The sequence below is a fragment of the Pseudomonas sp. p106 genome (genome assembly GCF_003936645.1).
GTDB classification, from domain to species: Bacteria; Pseudomonadota; Gammaproteobacteria; order Pseudomonadales; family Pseudomonadaceae; genus Aquipseudomonas; species Aquipseudomonas putida_E.
Window position 1 is genome coordinate 43,597 of the sequence record NZ_RHQR01000029.1, and the last position, 15,104, is coordinate 58,700.

The 15,104-nt window shown below is 61.8% G+C and carries 14 protein-coding genes and 1 pseudogene; 5 read left to right on the forward strand and 10 right to left on the reverse strand.

Translation table 11 applies throughout. The annotated features are described in order from the left end of the window. Positions 1-24: 24 nt before the first annotated feature. The 4 genes and pseudogenes from EGJ09_RS27135 to EGJ09_RS24990 form a co-directional block, all read right to left on the reverse strand. Positions 25-1,113, reverse strand: a pseudogene (locus EGJ09_RS27135) (cache domain-containing protein); the annotation flags it as partial. A 180-nt stretch (positions 1,114-1,293) separates the two neighbouring features. Then, a complete protein-coding gene (gene cueR / locus EGJ09_RS24980) occupies positions 1,294-1,698 on the reverse strand; it encodes a Cu(I)-responsive transcriptional regulator (protein WP_046787862.1) in 405 nt (134 codons plus the stop codon). Beyond that, positions 1,695-4,094, reverse strand: coding sequence for a heavy metal translocating P-type ATPase (locus tag EGJ09_RS24985; RefSeq protein ID WP_125925042.1), 2,400 nt, complete (start codon positions 4,092-4,094; stop codon positions 1,695-1,697). The genes cueR and EGJ09_RS24985 overlap by 4 nt, the downstream gene beginning before the upstream one ends. Positions 4,095-4,146: 52 nt before the next feature. Then, positions 4,147-4,533, reverse strand: coding sequence for a hypothetical protein (locus EGJ09_RS24990; RefSeq protein ID WP_125925043.1), 387 nt, complete (start codon positions 4,531-4,533; stop codon positions 4,147-4,149). Between the two features lie 145 nt (positions 4,534-4,678). Between EGJ09_RS24990 and EGJ09_RS24995 the strand changes: the two genes are divergently transcribed. Then, positions 4,679-4,876, forward strand: coding sequence for a heavy-metal-associated domain-containing protein (locus EGJ09_RS24995; RefSeq protein WP_046787865.1), 198 nt, complete (start codon positions 4,679-4,681; stop codon positions 4,874-4,876). Positions 4,877-4,984: 108 nt separating this feature from the next. Beyond that, on the forward strand, positions 4,985-6,166 hold the full coding sequence (locus EGJ09_RS25000; RefSeq protein WP_125925044.1) for a multidrug effflux MFS transporter: 1,182 nt from the start codon (positions 4,985-4,987) through the stop codon (positions 6,164-6,166). Here EGJ09_RS25000 and EGJ09_RS26655 read toward each other — a convergent pair. Further along, complete coding sequence (locus tag EGJ09_RS26655) at positions 6,117-6,314, reverse strand: hypothetical protein (protein WP_080952191.1); 198 nt, start codon at positions 6,312-6,314, stop codon at positions 6,117-6,119. The two genes, EGJ09_RS25000 and EGJ09_RS26655, sit on opposite strands and share 50 nt — an antisense overlap. 494 nt (positions 6,315-6,808) lie before the next feature. Here EGJ09_RS26655 and EGJ09_RS25010 point away from each other — a divergent pair, with 494 nt between their 5' ends. Continuing rightward, positions 6,809-7,516: a helix-turn-helix transcriptional regulator gene (locus EGJ09_RS25010; protein ID WP_046787867.1), complete on the forward strand. Its 708-nt coding sequence runs from the start codon at positions 6,809-6,811 to the stop codon at positions 7,514-7,516. A gap of 18 nt (positions 7,517-7,534) precedes the next feature. Here the strand turns inward: EGJ09_RS25010 and EGJ09_RS25015 are convergent, their stop codons facing one another. From EGJ09_RS25015 to EGJ09_RS25035, 5 genes are all read right to left on the reverse strand, one after another. After that, positions 7,535-8,482: an adenosine deaminase gene (locus EGJ09_RS25015; protein ID WP_125925045.1), complete on the reverse strand. Its 948-nt coding sequence runs from the start codon at positions 8,480-8,482 to the stop codon at positions 7,535-7,537. Between the two features lie 106 nt (positions 8,483-8,588). Next, on the reverse strand, positions 8,589-9,275 hold the full coding sequence (locus EGJ09_RS25020; protein WP_125925046.1) for an SDR family oxidoreductase: 687 nt from the start codon (positions 9,273-9,275) through the stop codon (positions 8,589-8,591). A 363-nt stretch (positions 9,276-9,638) separates the two neighbouring features. Next, on the reverse strand, positions 9,639-10,223 hold the full coding sequence (locus EGJ09_RS25025) for a YigZ family protein (protein WP_125925047.1): 585 nt from the start codon (positions 10,221-10,223) through the stop codon (positions 9,639-9,641). 9 nt (positions 10,224-10,232) lie between these two features. Further along, a complete protein-coding gene (locus EGJ09_RS25030; protein ID WP_039602415.1) occupies positions 10,233-10,895 on the reverse strand; it encodes a TetR/AcrR family transcriptional regulator in 663 nt (220 codons plus the stop codon). 90 nt (positions 10,896-10,985) lie between these two features. After that, positions 10,986-11,903 carry a LysR family transcriptional regulator gene (locus tag EGJ09_RS25035; protein ID WP_125925048.1) on the reverse strand — a complete coding sequence of 306 codons (918 nt, stop codon included), beginning with the start codon at positions 11,901-11,903 and terminating at the stop codon, positions 10,986-10,988. 118 nt (positions 11,904-12,021) lie between these two features. Here EGJ09_RS25035 and EGJ09_RS25040 point away from each other — a divergent pair, with 118 nt between their 5' ends. Together EGJ09_RS25040 and EGJ09_RS25045 are read left to right on the forward strand one after the other, a co-directional pair. Further along, on the forward strand, positions 12,022-13,368 hold the full coding sequence (locus tag EGJ09_RS25040) for an aspartate aminotransferase family protein (protein WP_125925049.1): 1,347 nt from the start codon (positions 12,022-12,024) through the stop codon (positions 13,366-13,368). Between the two features lie 73 nt (positions 13,369-13,441). Continuing rightward, positions 13,442-14,935, forward strand: a complete 1,494-nt coding sequence (locus EGJ09_RS25045) for a CoA-acylating methylmalonate-semialdehyde dehydrogenase (RefSeq protein WP_046787873.1) — start codon at positions 13,442-13,444, stop codon at positions 14,933-14,935. The last annotated feature ends 169 nt before the right edge of the window (positions 14,936-15,104 follow it).

Genomic DNA, 15,104 nt, shown 5'->3' on the forward strand with positions numbered 1-15,104 from the left:
CTGGATCAGGCTGCGGATGGCACTGAGGAACTGGTTGAACCAGCCGGCCAGTTGCGCGGTTTCATCACGCCCACGCACTTCCAGGTTGCGGGTCAGGTCGCCTTCGCCCTGGGCGATGTCTTCCAGGCCACTGGAAACACTGTTGATGGGGCGCACGATGAGTTTGGCGAAAGTGGCACCGACCACGGCGAACAGCGCGGCCAGCACCAGCGCGACGCCGCCGATGAGCCAGGTGAGGCGGGTGGTGGTTTGCATCACTTCGCTTTGTTGGATCAGGCCTATGAAGGTCCAGCCGAGTTTTTCGTCGGGGTAGACGTTGGCCATGTAGCGCACGCCGCCAATTTCGACTTCAGCCAAACCCTTGCCGGCCTTGGCCAGCTCGGCATAACCGTCGCCGAAGCTGGCCAGCTGTTTGAAATTGTGACTGGCATCGCGCGGGTCGACCATCACGTTACCGTTGTTTTCCATGAGGATCAGGTAGCCGCTTTCGCCCAGCTTGATCTGCTGGACGATCTCGGTCAGGCCCTTGAGCGAGACGTCGATGTTGACCACGCCACCGGGGCTGCCCAGCTGGTTGGCAACGGTACGCACGGTGCTGACCAATACGGCATCGTCGCCGGCCCAGTAGTAAGGGGCGGTGCGCAGGGTCTTGCCAGGGTTGGCCATGGCCGCCTGGTACCAGGGGCGGGTGCGCGGGTCGTAGTTGCTCATGTTCGGGTCGCCTGGCCAGAAGGCGTAGCCGCCGTCTTGCAGGCCATAGGACACGTAGGCGTAGTCCGGGTGGCTCTTGGCCAGGCGCGTGAACAGTTCGAACAGTGTCTTGTCCTGTTCGCTCGGGGTGATTTGCGCGGCGTCGGCGCCTATGTGTTTCTTGACGTTGTCGCTGCTACCGGTGACCTGCGGGAGGCTGGCCAGGTAGTCGACGTTCTGGGTGATGCCCTGGAAAAACAGGTTCATCGCGTTACTGACCTGGCGGATTTCCCGGCTGCTGCCGTCAAGAAAATCCTCGCGGGCTTCGCCGCGCAGGTTGATGACCACCAAGGTGGCTACGAGGACGATGGGCAGTGCGGCGATGACCGCGAATGCCCAGGTCAGTTTCTGTTTGATGTTCATCGACGCTCCCGGAATTTATTTTTTTCGACACGCGAGGCAGGTAGAAACTGTATCGGCAGCGTCCGGGGTTTTTTGAATGAAAATGCCCGTATTTATTGGGTCTAGGCGCATTTGGCGACTATTCGGTCGGCTTCAGGCTAATATGGCATACCAAGTGTCTGGGCGTGGTGGTCAAACGCGTCAGTGACAGCACTCGCCCCCTTGTGCGAGATCTTTGAGTATCGGGCAGTCAGGCCGGTCATTGCCTTTGCAGTGGGCTACCAGTTCGCTCAAGGTGTCACGCAGGCTGGCCAACTCCTCAATGCGCCGGTTCAGTTCATCGATGTGTTGCAGAGCCAGAGCCTTCACATCAGCGCTGGCGCGTTGCCGGTCCTGCCACAGGGTCAGCAGCTTGCCCACCTCTTCCAGGGAAAACCCCAGGTCGCGTGAGCGCTTGATGAAGGCCAGGCTGTGCAGGTCCTCTGGCTGGTACAGGCGGTATCCGCTGTCGCTGCGGGTGGCCGGCTTGAGCAGGCCGATGGCTTCGTAGTAGCGGATCATCTTGGTGCTGAGCCCGCTGCGGCGGGCGGCCTGGCCGATATTCATGGGGCCTCCTGCGAGGTGCTGGTGGGTTTCCAGGTCTTGAGCCACAAGGCATTGCTCACCACGCTGACGCTGGACAACGCCATGGCGGCGCCAGCCAGTACCGGGTTCAGGTAACCCAGCGCGGCCAGTGGGATGCCGATGAGGTTATAGATGAATGCCCAAAACAGGTTCTGGCGAATTTTCGCATAGGTCTTGCGGCTGATTTCCAGGGCGGCAGGCACCAGGCGTGGGTCGCCACGCATCAGTGTGATGCCGGCTGCCTGCATGGCCACGTCCGTGCCCCCGCCCATGGCGATGCCGATATCGGCGGCGGCAAGCGCTGGGGCATCGTTGATACCGTCGCCGACCATCGCCACCACACCGTGCTTTTTCAGTTCGGCTACCGTGGCGGCCTTGTCGGCTGGCAGCACTTCGGCGTGCACGTCATCGATGCCGAGGGTATCGGCTACCACCTTGGCGCTGCCGCGATTGTCACCGGTCAGCAGGTGGCTGCTGATATGGCGCTTGCGCAGGGCTGCGATGGCCTGGTCGGCACCGGGCTTGATGCTGTCGCCGAAGGCGAACAGCCCCAGCACGCGAGGTTGTGCGCCTCGTTCAATCAGCCAGGACAGGGTACGGCCTTCGGCTTCCCAGGCCTGTGCTTCTGTGGCGAGGGCGCCGGGTTGCAGGTTGCACTCGTCGAGCAGGCGCCGGTTGCCCAGCGCCAGTTCGCGGCCTTCCACCCGGCCAGCGATGCCGCGGCCGGTAAGCGACTGGCTGTCGGCTACCGTGGGAACCTTTAGGCCTTGCTCGGTGCAGGCGTCGAGTACCGCCTTGGCCAAGGGGTGTTCGCTGCCACGTTGCAGGGCCCCCGCCAGGCGGTGCAACTCGGCACTATCACCGACCAGGGCCTGGCTGTGGACAACGCGCGGGCTGCCGGAGGTGAGCGTTCCGGTTTTGTCGAACACCACGCGGTTCACCGCATGTGCGCGCTCCAGCGCCTCGGCGTCCTTGATCAGGATGCCGTGGCGCGCGGCAACGCCTGTACCCGCCATGATCGCTGCAGGTGTGGCCAGGCCAAGGGCGCAAGGGCAGGCAATCACCAGCACGGCGACGGCATTGATCAGCGCGGTCTCCAGGGGGGCGCCGGCCAGCGACCAGCCGATCAGGGTCAGCAGTGCGATTACCAGCACGGCCGGGACGAAGATCTGGCTGACCCGGTCCACCAGTTTCTGGATGGGCGCCTTGGCCGCCTGGGCGTCTTCGACCAGGCGGATGATGCGGGCCAGCACGGTTTCTGTGCCCAATGCCCTGGTGCGCAGCAGCAGCCGGCCCTCGCCGTTGATCGCGCCGCCGGTAACGCTATCGCCGGGTTGCTTGGGCACTGGCAGGCTCTCGCCGCTGATCAGGGCTTCGTCAGCGTGGCTGCTGCCTTCTTCCACTTCACCATCGACCGGGAAGCGCTCCCCTGGCTTGACCAGCACCAGGTCACCGAGCCGCAATTGGGCAATTGCAACGTCTTCTTCATGGCCATCGACCACCCTCACTGCACGCTCTGGGCGCAGCGCTTCGAGGGCCCGTATGGCGCTGGCGGTCTGGCGTTTGGCCCGGCTTTCCAGGTACTTGCCCAGCAACACCAGGGCGATCACCACCGCCGATGCCTCGAAGTACAGGTGCGGGGCCATCCCGGCAGAGGCCTTGGCCCATTGGTACAGGCTAAGACCGTAACCGGCACTGGTGCCCAGCGCGACCAGCAGGTCCATGTTGCCGGCGCCGGCGCGCACAGCCTTGTAGGCCGCCACATAAAAGCGTGCGCCAAGGATGAACTGCACGGGGGTGGCCAGCGCGAATTGCGCCCAGGCCGGCAGCATCCAGTGCAGACCAAACGGTTGAACCAGCATCGGCAACACCAGGGGCAGGGCCAGCAAAAGGGCAGCGCCGACGGCCAGACGTTCGTTGCGCAGGCGACGCTGGACGGCTTCCTGGTCATTGTTGACCGACAGCGGCAGCCTGGCACTGTAGCCGGCCTTTTCGACCGCGCCGAGCAGCAGGTTGTCATCAACGCCCTGCAGCACCTGAAGGTGGGCACGTTCGTTGGCAAGGTTGACACTGGCCTGTTCAACGCCCGGTAGTTTACCGAGCGCGCGCTCGACTCGGCCGACGCAACTGGCGCAGGTCATGCCATCGATCTGTAGCTCTACGGTGCGGGTCGGTACCTCGTACCCGGCGCCGCGCACAGCCTCGACCAGGGCGGGCAGGCTGCCGGCCGGGGCCTGGACCCTGGCCTGTTCGTTGGCGAGGTTGACGCTGACCTGTTCAGCGCCGCTGACCTTGCGCAGAGCGCGCTCGACCCGGCCGGCACAGCTGGCGCAGGTCATGCCGCAGATCGGCAGGTCGAATACAGTGGATGCGGGCATGGCTCTCCTCCTTGGACAGGCCACCAGCATCAACCTTGCCATGTGGGGAAGGTCAATAGTCCAGGTTGGCTCGCCTCAGTACCAGCCCATTGTGGCCCATGGCAATGCGGTACTTGTTGATCTGGCCCGCCTGCAGGATCAGTCGCGTGCTGCGCTGGTCTTCCAGGCCGGGCGCGCAGCCGGGCATCTGCCCCGGCAGCAGGCGCAAGCGTACATCAACAGGGCCGGGCGGCAGGTTGAAAGAGGTCGACTGTTCCTGGAATACGCGCCCGGAAAGCTGGTCGTTGAGGTAGACACCGATTTCGCAGCTGGTGGCCACTTCCAGGCGTTCGCGTGAAATGATCAGCACGCTGTAGTCCGAGTTGCCTTCGGCGCTTGCCGGTGGCACCGCGGCCAGCGTGCCCAATAGCCCGACAACGCCCAGTGCTGTCCTGAACATGAAGAATCTCCTGCTTGCCGAATCGTCAAAGGCGCAGCTTGGCCGAGGTTGGTGCGGATTTCCAGCCCGGCCGTTGGATGCAGAACTTGACCTTGCCCCGATGGCAAGCTTGAAACTGAGTTAAACCCTGAAGGAGGCAACACCCATGCAAGTGTTCAACGTACAAGGCATGACTTGTGGCCACTGCGTTAAGGCGGTGACCCGCGCGGTGCAGGAACAGGATGCAAACGCCCAGGTCGAGGTCGACCTGGCCGGCAAGCAGGTGCGTGTGCAGAGCGCTCTGGGTGCTGAGCAGTTGCTGGCTGCGATTCGTGAAGAGGGCTACCAGGCTGAGGTGGCTTGAGTTGGAAGGGGCCGTGTTTGCGGCCCTGTTTTGTTGCAAATGTTTTCATGCTGATACTGTCCACTGCAGGTAGACTTACGCACTTGCTTAGCCTGCTATGGATTCCTGATGAACCTGCGAATGGTGCTTATCCTGGGCGCACTCAGTGCGTTCGGGCCGTTGGCGATCGACTTCTACCTGCCCGCCTTCCCGGCCATGGCGCAGGCGTTCGCCACCGACGAAAAACATGTCCAGACCACTCTGGCTGCCTACTTCCTCGGCTTGTCGCTGGGGCAACTGGCCTATGGGCCGATGGCCGACCGCTTTGGCCGGCGCAAACCGCTGCTGTTCGGCGTAGCGCTGTTTACCCTGGCGTCGCTGGCCTGTGCCTACGCGCCTAACCTCGACACGCTGATCCTGGCTCGCTTCGTCCAGGCGTTGGGCGGCTGCGCCGGCATGGTGTTGTCACGGGCTATCGTCAGCGACAAGTGCGACCCGGTGGCGTCGGCCAAAGTGTTCTCACAACTGATGCTGGTGATGGGGTTGGCGCCCATTCTGGCGCCGATGCTCGGCGGCGTACTGGTTAACCTGGCTGGTTGGCAGTCGATTTTCCTGACATTGAGCCTGTTCAGCGCTGCTTGCCTGGTGGCGGTCGGCCTGGGGTTGCCCGAGAGCTTACCCGCGCATATGCCACGCCAGCCTTTATCCGGCGCATTGCGCCAGTACGTGCGGTTGTTGGCTGACCGCACGTTCTTTGGCCATGCCCTGACAGGGGGGATCGCCATCGCGGGTATGTTTGCCTACATCGCGGGTTCACCTTTCGTGTTCATCAAGCTCTATGGTGTGCCGGCCGAACACTACGGCTGGCTGTTCGGTACCAATGCGGCAGGTTTCATCCTGGTGGCGCAGATCAACGCGCGCCTGCTGGCTAAGCGTGGTCCGGCCTTCCTGCTGGTGCGTGCCGTCTGGCTGTACCTGGTCGCGGCCCTGGCGTTGCTCGCTGTAGCAGCGCTGCGCCCGGCTGAACTATGGCCATTGCTGGTGCCGCTGTTCATCTGCATCGCCAGCCTGGGCTGCATCATCCCCAATGCTTCGGCGTGCGCCATGAGCGGCCAGGGCGCACGCGCCGGCAGCGCCTCGGCCTTGATGGGGTGCCTGCAATTCAGCGTTGCCGCAGGCGCGGCAGCTTTGGTCAGCCTGCTGCACGACGGCAGTGCAGTGCCCATGGCGTTGGTAATCAGCCTGTGCGGGGCACTGGTGGTCAGTGTTGCGCTGTTGACCCGGCGCTTGCAGGCCACGCGTCCGGCTTGAGCGGGTGAGGCGCGCGCAAACGGGCTTCCAGCGTGACGACGAAGGCACGTGCTTCTGCTTCGCTGCGGAAGCTCACCACATGCTGGTCGAGCCTGACCTCCCAGGGGCAGTTGGGGTTGCGGTTGGACGCACTGACGATAATCTCCATCGCGGCATACCTCCGAATGGTGGGGAGAGCGGGTCAAGTGTAGCGCTGCGGTTACGTGGTGCCAGGGCATGAATGGTTGTCCTGACTGGCGGTCAGGGCATTTTCCGGCAGGGGCGTCAGACGCTTCCAGATGCAATTTCTGCAGGGTGTCGAACCTTCGCTTTTATTTGCGCTATTTATGGAACGGCGCTGTCGGCAGAGTCGCTGCCCGCACGGGGCCATTCTTCCTCATGCGTTGTTTCTTCCCCTTTATTTCGCGGTCTGATGCCTGTCACCTAAAACTGAGGCGGGGGCCGTTCGCCTATCTCAATGGATCAAGGGTTGCCATACCCATCCCCCTTTGACCCACAGGTCTGTCTGCACGGCTGCTAGAGCGGGCTTTCATGCGGCTTATACTGACCCCGGTGCCAGGCCGGTAGCAGCTAGGGGGCAATCGGCGTTGCCAATGTTGGCCATTGGAATTCAGATGTGATCTTGCAGGGAGTTAAAGGGACATGAATACAGTCAGCAGTATCAGTCAGATTGCCGGCCTGATGGCCGACCCCAAGCGGAGCGCCATGTTGTGGGCGCTGATTGATGGCACGCCGCGACCGACCGATGAGCTGGCGATGATGGCTGGGTTGACCTCCTCCTCGGCCTGCGCCCATTTGTCATTGCTGTCTTCGGCAGGCCTGCTCAGGCTTGAGGCGCGCGGTCGCAAGCGTTACTTCCGGCTGGCGACGCCCCAGGTGGGCGCAGCCGTAGAAGCCTTGGCCAGTGTGCAACTGGGTAATGACAGAGGCGCGCAGGCCAAGCCGCTGCCGATGCCAATGTCGATGCGCCGGGCGCGTCGCTGCGCTGATCACTTGGGCGGCGAGCTGGCCGGTGAGCTCTATCACCGATTGGTGGTAGCAGGCTGGCTGGAGGGCAGCGTGCATCAGATGATGGTCAGTGAGAAGGGCCGGGCGCAGCTGGCAAGCATTGGCGTCTATATCGATGCACTGGCACCTCAGCAGCAGCGCGGTTGCGTGATCTGCCACTGTAATGAGTGGAGCGACCAGGGGCCTCATCTTGGCGGTAGCCTGGGGCAGGCCTTGCTCACCTTGTTCCTGCAATCGGGATGGATACGTGAGGCCGAGAATACGCGGGCATTGCAGATCTCGGCCCTGGGGATTCAGCAGATCAATCGCATTGCCCGCGTTCCGACGTTGCAGGTGGGGTAACTGCAACGCCGTGTCCGGTCAGACCAACCGTGCGTCCAGGCTGTTCTGCGCGAGGCGGCGAGCCTGGTCTTCGGTCATGCCCAGGTGAGTGTGCAAGGCATGGAAGTTTTCGGTGACGTAGCCGCCGAAGTAGGCGGGGTCATCCGAGTTCACGGTCACTTTCACGCCGCGCTCGAGCATGTCGAGGATGTTGTGCTGGCTCATGTGGTCGAACACACAGAGTTTGGTATTGGACAGTGGGCACACGGTGAGCGGGATCTGCTCGTCGATGATGCGTTGCATCAGGCGCTCGTCTTCCATGGCGCGCACGCCATGGTCGATGCGCTTGATCTTGAGCAGGTCGAGGGCTTCCCAGATGTACTCGGGTGGGCCTTCCTCGCCAGCGTGGGCCACCGCCTCGAAGCCTTCGCTGCGGGCACGGTCGAAGACGCGCTGGAACTTGCTCGGCGGGTGGCCTTTCTCGGAGCTGTCCAGGCCTACCGCGATGAACGCGTCGCGGAAGGGCAGGGCCTGGTCCAAGGTTTTCTGTGCTTCTTCTTCGCTCAGGTGGCGCAGGAAGCTCAGGATGAGGCCGCTGCTGATACCCAGCTGCTCACGACCATCCTTGAGTGCCTGGTTGATACCATTGAGCACCACTTCGAACGGGATGCCGCGGTCAGTGTGGGTCTGTGGGTCGAAGAACGGTTCGGTGTGGATGACATTCTGCGCCTTGCAGCGCTGCAGGTAGGCCCAGGTCAGGTCGTAGAAGTCCTGCTCAGTGCGCAACACGTCCGCACCTTGGTAATAAAGGTCGAGGAATTCCTGCAGATTGTTGAAGGCGTAAGCGCTACGCAGGGCTTCGACGTCGTTCCAGGGCAGGGCGATCTTGTTGCGCTCGGCCAGGGCGAACAGCAGCTCGGGTTCCAGTGAGCCTTCCAGGTGCAGGTGCAGTGCAGCCTTGGGCAGGGCGTTCAACCATTCATACATAGTGGGTGTTCTCAAATCAGGTACGGTTGCCGCCATTCTACAGGGCCAGGCCGGGCATTGCGCCCGGCCTGGCCCTGCATTGTTTCAACCACTGATCAGGTTCAACTCACCAGACCAGCGATTCGCCCTTGTAATTGATGAAGCGCAGCCCGCCGTTGCCGCTTTGCGCCTTGATCTGTTCGAGCATGCCTTGGGTACTGGTGAGCACGTCGATTTCGGCGTTCTCGCCGCCCATGTCGGTCTTTACCCAACCCGGGTGCATGGCCAATACGCAAAGGTCAGGTCGCTGCAGATCGACCACGAAGCTGTTGATCATCGAGTTCAGGGCGGCCTTGCTGGCCTTGTACAGGCAGACCTCGCCACCGTCGGGGATGGTCACGCTACCCAGGATCGAGCTCATGAACGCCAACACGCCCGAGCCTTCACGCACCTGGCTGGCCAGGCGTCGGGCGACGCGGATCGGCGCCACGGCGTTGGTCATGAACAGGTCGCCGATTTCATTGCGCTGCACGGTTTCCAGGTCCTGCGGCAGCGGCCCCATGACGCCGGCATTGACGAACACTAGGTCGAAGACTTCGCCATGCAGGCGCTGCTTCAGGCCATCGAGCTGTGCGGTGTCGTTCATTTCCAGCTGCTCGACGCGCACCCCAGGCACTTCGCCGAGTGCGCCGGTTTTTTGCGGGTCACGCACCGTGGCTGTAATGTTCCAGCCATCTTCGTGAAGGCGCTGCACCAGGCCAAGGCCAAGCCCGCGGGAGGCGCCGATGATAAGGGCAGTTCGTGGAGTGGTCATAGGAGCATTCCTGTCGCGGTAGAAGAAAAGGATTTGAGCATACTTCAGCCTGGTGTCATGCGCCGCATCAACACTGGTCAAGAAATGAGCAATGGCGTTTGGCTGTGTGCGCCCGGGTGCTTCGCTTGTTGGCTAACGGGTTATCCACAGGCTATTCCACAGTTAATGTGTGCAAACTGCCAGGCGGCCGTAGTGTTATACGCTTGACGATTGGGGATAACTCTTGACAGCTCAGCGGGTCGAGCTTTTCACCACGCAGTGGTCAAAAAACGCTCAATGCTCTGCAGGCCTTGAAGTGCGTGGCCTGCATCAGAATGCCCCAAGCTTATCCACAGGCAGGCCCACAGTTGTTGTGGGCAAAGGTCAGTGGGCTTCCAAGAGGATGCGCCCGCGACTGAGGTCGGCCAGTTGCTGTTGCAGCGCGCCGATGTGTGCTTCACCTACCGCAATGTGCAGATCCACCCCGTTGGCGGTGAACCGTTCTTCCAGCACCAAAGCGTCGACTTCGGCCAGGCGCAGTTTGACCAGGGCCAGTTCGCTGAAGCTGCAGCTGCAGCTGTACTCGCTGCGTTGCACCAGCAGCCTTTTCGGCGCCTGCTGCAGGCACTTGTTGGCACCGCCACCATAAGCCCGGGCCAGGCCGCCGGTGCCTAGCTGGATGCCCCCGTACCAGCGGATCACCAATACCACGACCTGGTCGCAGTCCTGGGCTTCTATGGCAGCCAGGATTGGCCTGCCGGCCGTGCCGCCAGGTTCACCGTCATCGCTGCTGCGGTATTGCGCGCCCAGCTTCCAGGCCCAGCAATTGTGCGTGGCAGCCAAGTCGCTATGGCGTTCGATGAAACTCATCGCCTCGGCGGCGCTGGATATCGGGCCGGCGAGGGTAATGAAGCGGCTTTTGCGGATTTCCTCGCGAAACTCGCAGAGGTCGAGCAGGGTAGAAGGCATAAGTCGATGTCAGGCACTCGGCGTGATGCCGCACCCCTTGAGGATGATGTGGATAAGGTTATTGCTCGCATCTTCCATGTCTTGCTTGGTAAGGCGGCTGCGGCCAGTAACCTGGCAGATCTGGGTGGCGAAGTCGGCATAGTGCTGGGTGCTGCCCCATAGCAGGAATATCAGGTGAACCGGGTCTACCGGGTCCATCTTGCCTGCCGCGATCCAGGCCTCGAACACCGCCGCCCGGCCCCGGAACCACTCGCGGTAGTCGGCGCTGAAGTACTCGGTCAGGCAAGTGCCTCCGCTGATCACCTCCATGGCGAAGATCCGCGAGGCTTGCGGATTGCGCCGGGAGAATTCCATCTTGGTGCGGATGTAATGGCTCAACGCAGCACCGGGGTCGTCATCAACGCTCAAGGCGTTGAAGGTGCTGTCCCAGAGCTCGATGATGTTGCTCAACACGGCAATGTACAGGCCGAGCTTGTTGGTGAAGTAGTAATGCAGGTTGGCCTTGGGCAAGCCGGCCTTCAGCGCAATGGTGTTCATGCTGGTGCCCTTGAAGCCATGGCGGGCGAACTCGTCTTCGGCGGCCTGGATGATGGCCTGTTCGTTCTTCTGGCGGATGCGGCCAGCGGGCTTGCCCGAGGCGGATAGGCGATGCGCAGGGACTTCTAGGGTCATGGACGATTCCGTACAGGTCTGTGGCAACGGATGTCGGACAAGATTACCTTCCTGCGCTCAAGTAACAAGCATTAGCGTCACAAGCAGGCATCAGCGTGTCGCAGCCAGGCTTTCAAGGAAGCTTTCCAGTACCAGGTTCGGCCGCCGCCCTTTGCGCGTTACCCAGCTCAGGCTCAGGTCATAGAAGCGCTGCGAGGGCTTGAGGGCGCGCAGGCGACCTTGCTGGACCCAAAGTGTTGCGTAGTGGTCGGGCAGGTAGCCGATGTAGCGGCCGGTGAGGATCAGAAATGCCATGCCCTCACGGTCCGAGGCGCTGGCGGTGCAGTTCAGGGCCTGATAATGGGCCTGGATTTCGGCGGGCAAGCGGAAGGTCGGAGCGATCGCCTCCTGGCTGTTGAGGCGGGCTTCGTCGATCTGTTGATCGTCGGCATAGAACAGCGGATGGCCAACCGCGCAATAGAGCAGCGAGCGTTCGCTATACAGCGGTTGGTACTCAAGGCCGGATAGCGGGCTGGTCTGCGGCACCACGCCGACATGCAGGCTGCCATCGAGCACACCCTGCTCGACCTGGCTTGGGGCGATCATGCGGATCTGGATGCGCACCTCGGGGCCGCGATCCTTGAGTTCGGCCAATGCATGGGTGATGCGCATGTGCGGCAGGGTTACCAGGTTGTCGGTCAAACCGATGTTCAGTTCTCCGCGCAGATGCTGGTGCAGGCCGTTGACTTCGGTACGGAAGGTTTCCAGCGCACTGAGCAGTTGCAGCGCCGAATGGTAGACCTCGCGGCCTTCCTCGGTCAGCGAAAACCCGGCGCGGCCACGCTGGCACAGGCGCAGGCCCAAGCGTTGCTCCAGGTCATTCATCTGCTGGCTGATGGCCGAGCGGCCAATGCCCAGCACGTTTTCGGCAGCCGAGAAGCCGCCGCACTCGACCACGCTGCGGTAGATCTTCAGCAGGCGGATGTCGAAATCGCTGACTTGGGCGAGTGGATCGGGGCGTCGGCTCATAAGTTTAGTCTTGCGCTACCTGAAGATTAGAAATGTAGTCTTTTTCAGACTTTATCCACGTGCGAATTTAGCTGCAACAACATCCATCGTTGCCTATTCGTTTTTCGAGGAACCGCCGATGAACATGCCCGAAACCGCTCCTGCCGGTATCGCAAGCCAGCTCAAGCTGGATGCGCACTGGATGCCTTACACCGCCAACCGCAATTTCCATCGCGACCCACGGCTGATCGTGGCGGCCGAAGGCAATTACCTGGTCGATGACAAAGGGCGCAGGATCTTCGATGCCTTGTCGGGCCTGTGGACCTGTGGTGCCGGGCATACCCGCAAGGAAATCACCGAAGCGGTTGCACGTCAGCTCGGCACCCTGGATTACTCCCCTGCCTTCCAGTTCGGTCACCCGCTTTCGTTCCAGTTGGCCGAGAAGATCACCGCGCTGACCCCTGGTGACCTGAATCACGTCTTCTATACCAACTCCGGTTCCGAGTGCGCCGATACCGCGCTGAAGATGGTCCGCGCCTACTGGCGCCTGAAGGGCCAGGCCACCAAGACCAAAATCATTGGCCGTGCCCGTGGTTACCACGGTGTGAACATCGCTGGTACCAGCCTGGGTGGCGTAAACGGCAACCGCAAGATGTTTGGCCAGCTACTGGACGTCGACCATTTGCCGCACACTGTGCTGCCGGTCAATGCCTTCTCCAAAGGCCTGCCGGAAGAGGGCGGCATCGCCCTGGCTGATGAAATGCTCAAGCTGATCGAACTGCACGATGCGTCGAACATCGCAGCTGTGATTGTCGAGCCGCTTGCGGGTTCGGCTGGTGTACTGCCGCCGCCTAAGGGCTACCTGAAGCGCCTGCGTGAAATCTGCACCCAGCACAATATCCTGCTGATCTTCGACGAAGTGATCACCGGCTTCGGTCGCATGGGCGCCATGACGGGTTCTGAGGCCTTTGGCGTGACCCCTGACCTTATGTGCATCGCCAAGCAGGTCACCAACGGCGCCATTCCGATGGGCGCGGTGATCGCCAGCAGCGAGATCTACCAGACCTTCATGAACCAGCCGACCCCGGAATACGCTGTGGAATTCCCGCACGGCTATACCTACTCGGCCCACCCGGTAGCCTGTGCCGCCGGTATCGCCGCGCTGGACCTGCTGCAGAAGGAAAATCTGGTGCAGTCCGCCGCCGAGCTGGCGCCACACTTCGAGAAGCTGTTGCACGGCGTGAAGGGCACCAAGAACGTCGTCGATATCCGTAACTATGGCCTGGCCGGCGCGATCCAGATCGCCGCCCGCGATGGCGATGCCATTGTCCGTCCGTATGAAACCGCGATGAAGCTGTGGCAAGCCGGCTTCTACGTGCGCTTTGGCGGCGACACCTTGCAGTTTGGCCCAACGTTCAATACACAGCCGCAGGAACTGGACCGTCTGTTCGACGCGGTCGGTGAAGCGCTGAACAAGATCGACTGATCTTTCCGATTCTGACGTAAGGCGCGTGAGTTTTTTGCGCGCCAGCATCAACCTTCTTTATTTGGAGTTTTGCATGAGCATTGTTCAGCACCTGATCCACGGCGAGCTGGTTTCCAAGGGTGAGCGCACCGCCGATGTCTTCAACCCGTCCACTGGCCAGGCAGTACGCAAGGTCGAGCTGGCCAGCCGCGCGACCGTTCAGGAAGCGATCGACTCTGCCAAGGCTGCATTCCCGGCCTGGCGCAACACCCCGCCGGCCAAGCGTGCCCAGGTGATGTTCCGCTTCAAGCAACTGCTGGAGCAGAACGAAGCACGCATCTCGCAGATGATCAGCGAAGAGCATGGCAAGACGCTGGAAGACGCGGCTGGCGAACTCAAGCGCGGTATCGAGAACGTCGAGTTCGCCTGCGCAGCGCCTGAGGTGCTCAAGGGTGAATACAGCCGTAACGTCGGCCCGAACATCGATGCCTGGTCCGATTTCCAGCCGCTGGGCGTGGTCGCCGGTATTACGCCGTTCAACTTCCCGGCCATGGTCCCCCTGTGGATGTACCCGTTGGCCATCGCTTGCGGTAACGCCTTTATCCTCAAGCCGTCCGAGCGTGACCCGAGTTCGACCTTGTACATTGCCCAGTTGCTGCTGGAGGCCGGCCTGCCCAAGGGTATCCTCAACGTGGTGCACGGGGACAAGGAAGCTGTGGACGCGCTGATCGAGGCGCCGGAAGTGAAAGCGCTGAGCTTTGTGGGCTCGACCCCGATCGCCGAGTACATTTATGCCGAAGGCACCAAGCGCGGCAAGCGCGTGCAAGCCTTGGGTGGCGCGAAGAACCACGCAGTGCTGATGCCGGATGCCGACCTGGACAACGCCGTCAGCGCACTGATGGGCGCTGCCTACGGTTCGTGCGGCGAGCGTTGCATGGCTATTTCGGTGGCGGTGTGTGTGGGCGACCAGGTTGCCGATGCGCTGATCGCCAAGCTGGAGCCGCAGATCAAGGCGCTCAAGATCGGTGCCGGCACCTCGTGCGGCCTGGACATGGGGCCGCTGGTGACTGCTGCTGCCCGTGACAAGGTAGTGGGGTACATCGATGACGGTGTTGCTGCTGGCGCCAAGCTGGTGGTGGATGGCCGTGGTTTCCGTGTGGCGGGTAATGAAGACGGCTACTTCGTGGGTGGCAGCCTGTTCGACAAGGTGACGCCAGAGATGCGCATCTATAAAGAAGAGATCTTCGGCCCTGTGCTGTGCGTGGTGCGTGTGAACAGCCTGGAGCAGGCCATGCAGCTGATCAACGATCACGAGTATGGTAACGGGACCTGTATCTTTACCCGTGATGGTGAGGCGGCACGCCTGTTCTGTGACGAGATCGAAGTGGGCATGGTTGGTGTGAACGTGCCGCTGCCGGTGCCTGTGGCGTACCACAGCTTTGGTGGCTGGAAGCGCTCGCTGTTTGGCGACCTGCATGCTTATGGCCCGGATGGGGTACGGTTCTATACCCGTCGCAAGGCGATTACCCAGCGCTGGCCGCAGCGTGCGAGCCATGAGGCGTCGCAATTTGCCTTCCCTAGCCTTTAAGGCGTGAGAAGCGAAGCGGGGAGGCCGACAGGCCTCCCCGCTTTGTTTTAGGCGATATCAAGGTTTATTGAAATTAAGCCTTGACGGGCGTTCGAATCCCCTTATAATGCGCCCCACTTCCAGCGTAGTCGGAACGAGAAACTCCTTGAAATTCAAAGAGTTGCTTAAT

What these genes read in the sequence shown, in the direction of transcription:
- EGJ09_RS25045 (WP_046787873.1), top strand. Translation starts at nt 13,442, where the DNA reads ATGAGCATTGTTCAGCACCTGATCCACGGCGAGCTGGTTTCCAAGGGT.
- EGJ09_RS25035 (WP_125925048.1), bottom strand. Translation starts at nt 11,903, where the DNA reads ATGAGCCGACGCCCCGATCCACTCGCCCAAGTCAGCGATTTCGACATC.
- EGJ09_RS25030 (WP_039602415.1), bottom strand. Translation starts at nt 10,895, where the DNA reads ATGACCCTAGAAGTCCCTGCGCATCGCCTATCCGCCTCGGGCAAGCCC.
- EGJ09_RS24995 (WP_046787865.1), top strand. Translation starts at nt 4,679, where the DNA reads ATGCAAGTGTTCAACGTACAAGGCATGACTTGTGGCCACTGCGTTAAG.
- EGJ09_RS24990 (WP_125925043.1), bottom strand. Translation starts at nt 4,533, where the DNA reads ATGTTCAGGACAGCACTGGGCGTTGTCGGGCTATTGGGCACGCTGGCC.
- EGJ09_RS25025 (WP_125925047.1), bottom strand. Translation starts at nt 10,223, where the DNA reads ATGCCTTCTACCCTGCTCGACCTCTGCGAGTTTCGCGAGGAAATCCGC.
- EGJ09_RS25010 (WP_046787867.1), top strand. Translation starts at nt 6,809, where the DNA reads ATGAATACAGTCAGCAGTATCAGTCAGATTGCCGGCCTGATGGCCGAC.
- EGJ09_RS24985 (WP_125925042.1), bottom strand. Translation starts at nt 4,094, where the DNA reads ATGCCCGCATCCACTGTATTCGACCTGCCGATCTGCGGCATGACCTGC.
- EGJ09_RS25000 (WP_125925044.1), top strand. Translation starts at nt 4,985, where the DNA reads ATGAACCTGCGAATGGTGCTTATCCTGGGCGCACTCAGTGCGTTCGGG.
- EGJ09_RS25020 (WP_125925046.1), bottom strand. Translation starts at nt 9,275, where the DNA reads ATGACCACTCCACGAACTGCCCTTATCATCGGCGCCTCCCGCGGGCTT.
- EGJ09_RS26655 (WP_080952191.1), bottom strand. Translation starts at nt 6,314, where the DNA reads ATGGAGATTATCGTCAGTGCGTCCAACCGCAACCCCAACTGCCCCTGG.
- EGJ09_RS25040 (WP_125925049.1), top strand. Translation starts at nt 12,022, where the DNA reads ATGAACATGCCCGAAACCGCTCCTGCCGGTATCGCAAGCCAGCTCAAG.
- EGJ09_RS25015 (WP_125925045.1), bottom strand. Translation starts at nt 8,482, where the DNA reads ATGTATGAATGGTTGAACGCCCTGCCCAAGGCTGCACTGCACCTGCAC.
- cueR (WP_046787862.1), bottom strand. Translation starts at nt 1,698, where the DNA reads ATGAATATCGGCCAGGCCGCCCGCCGCAGCGGGCTCAGCACCAAGATG.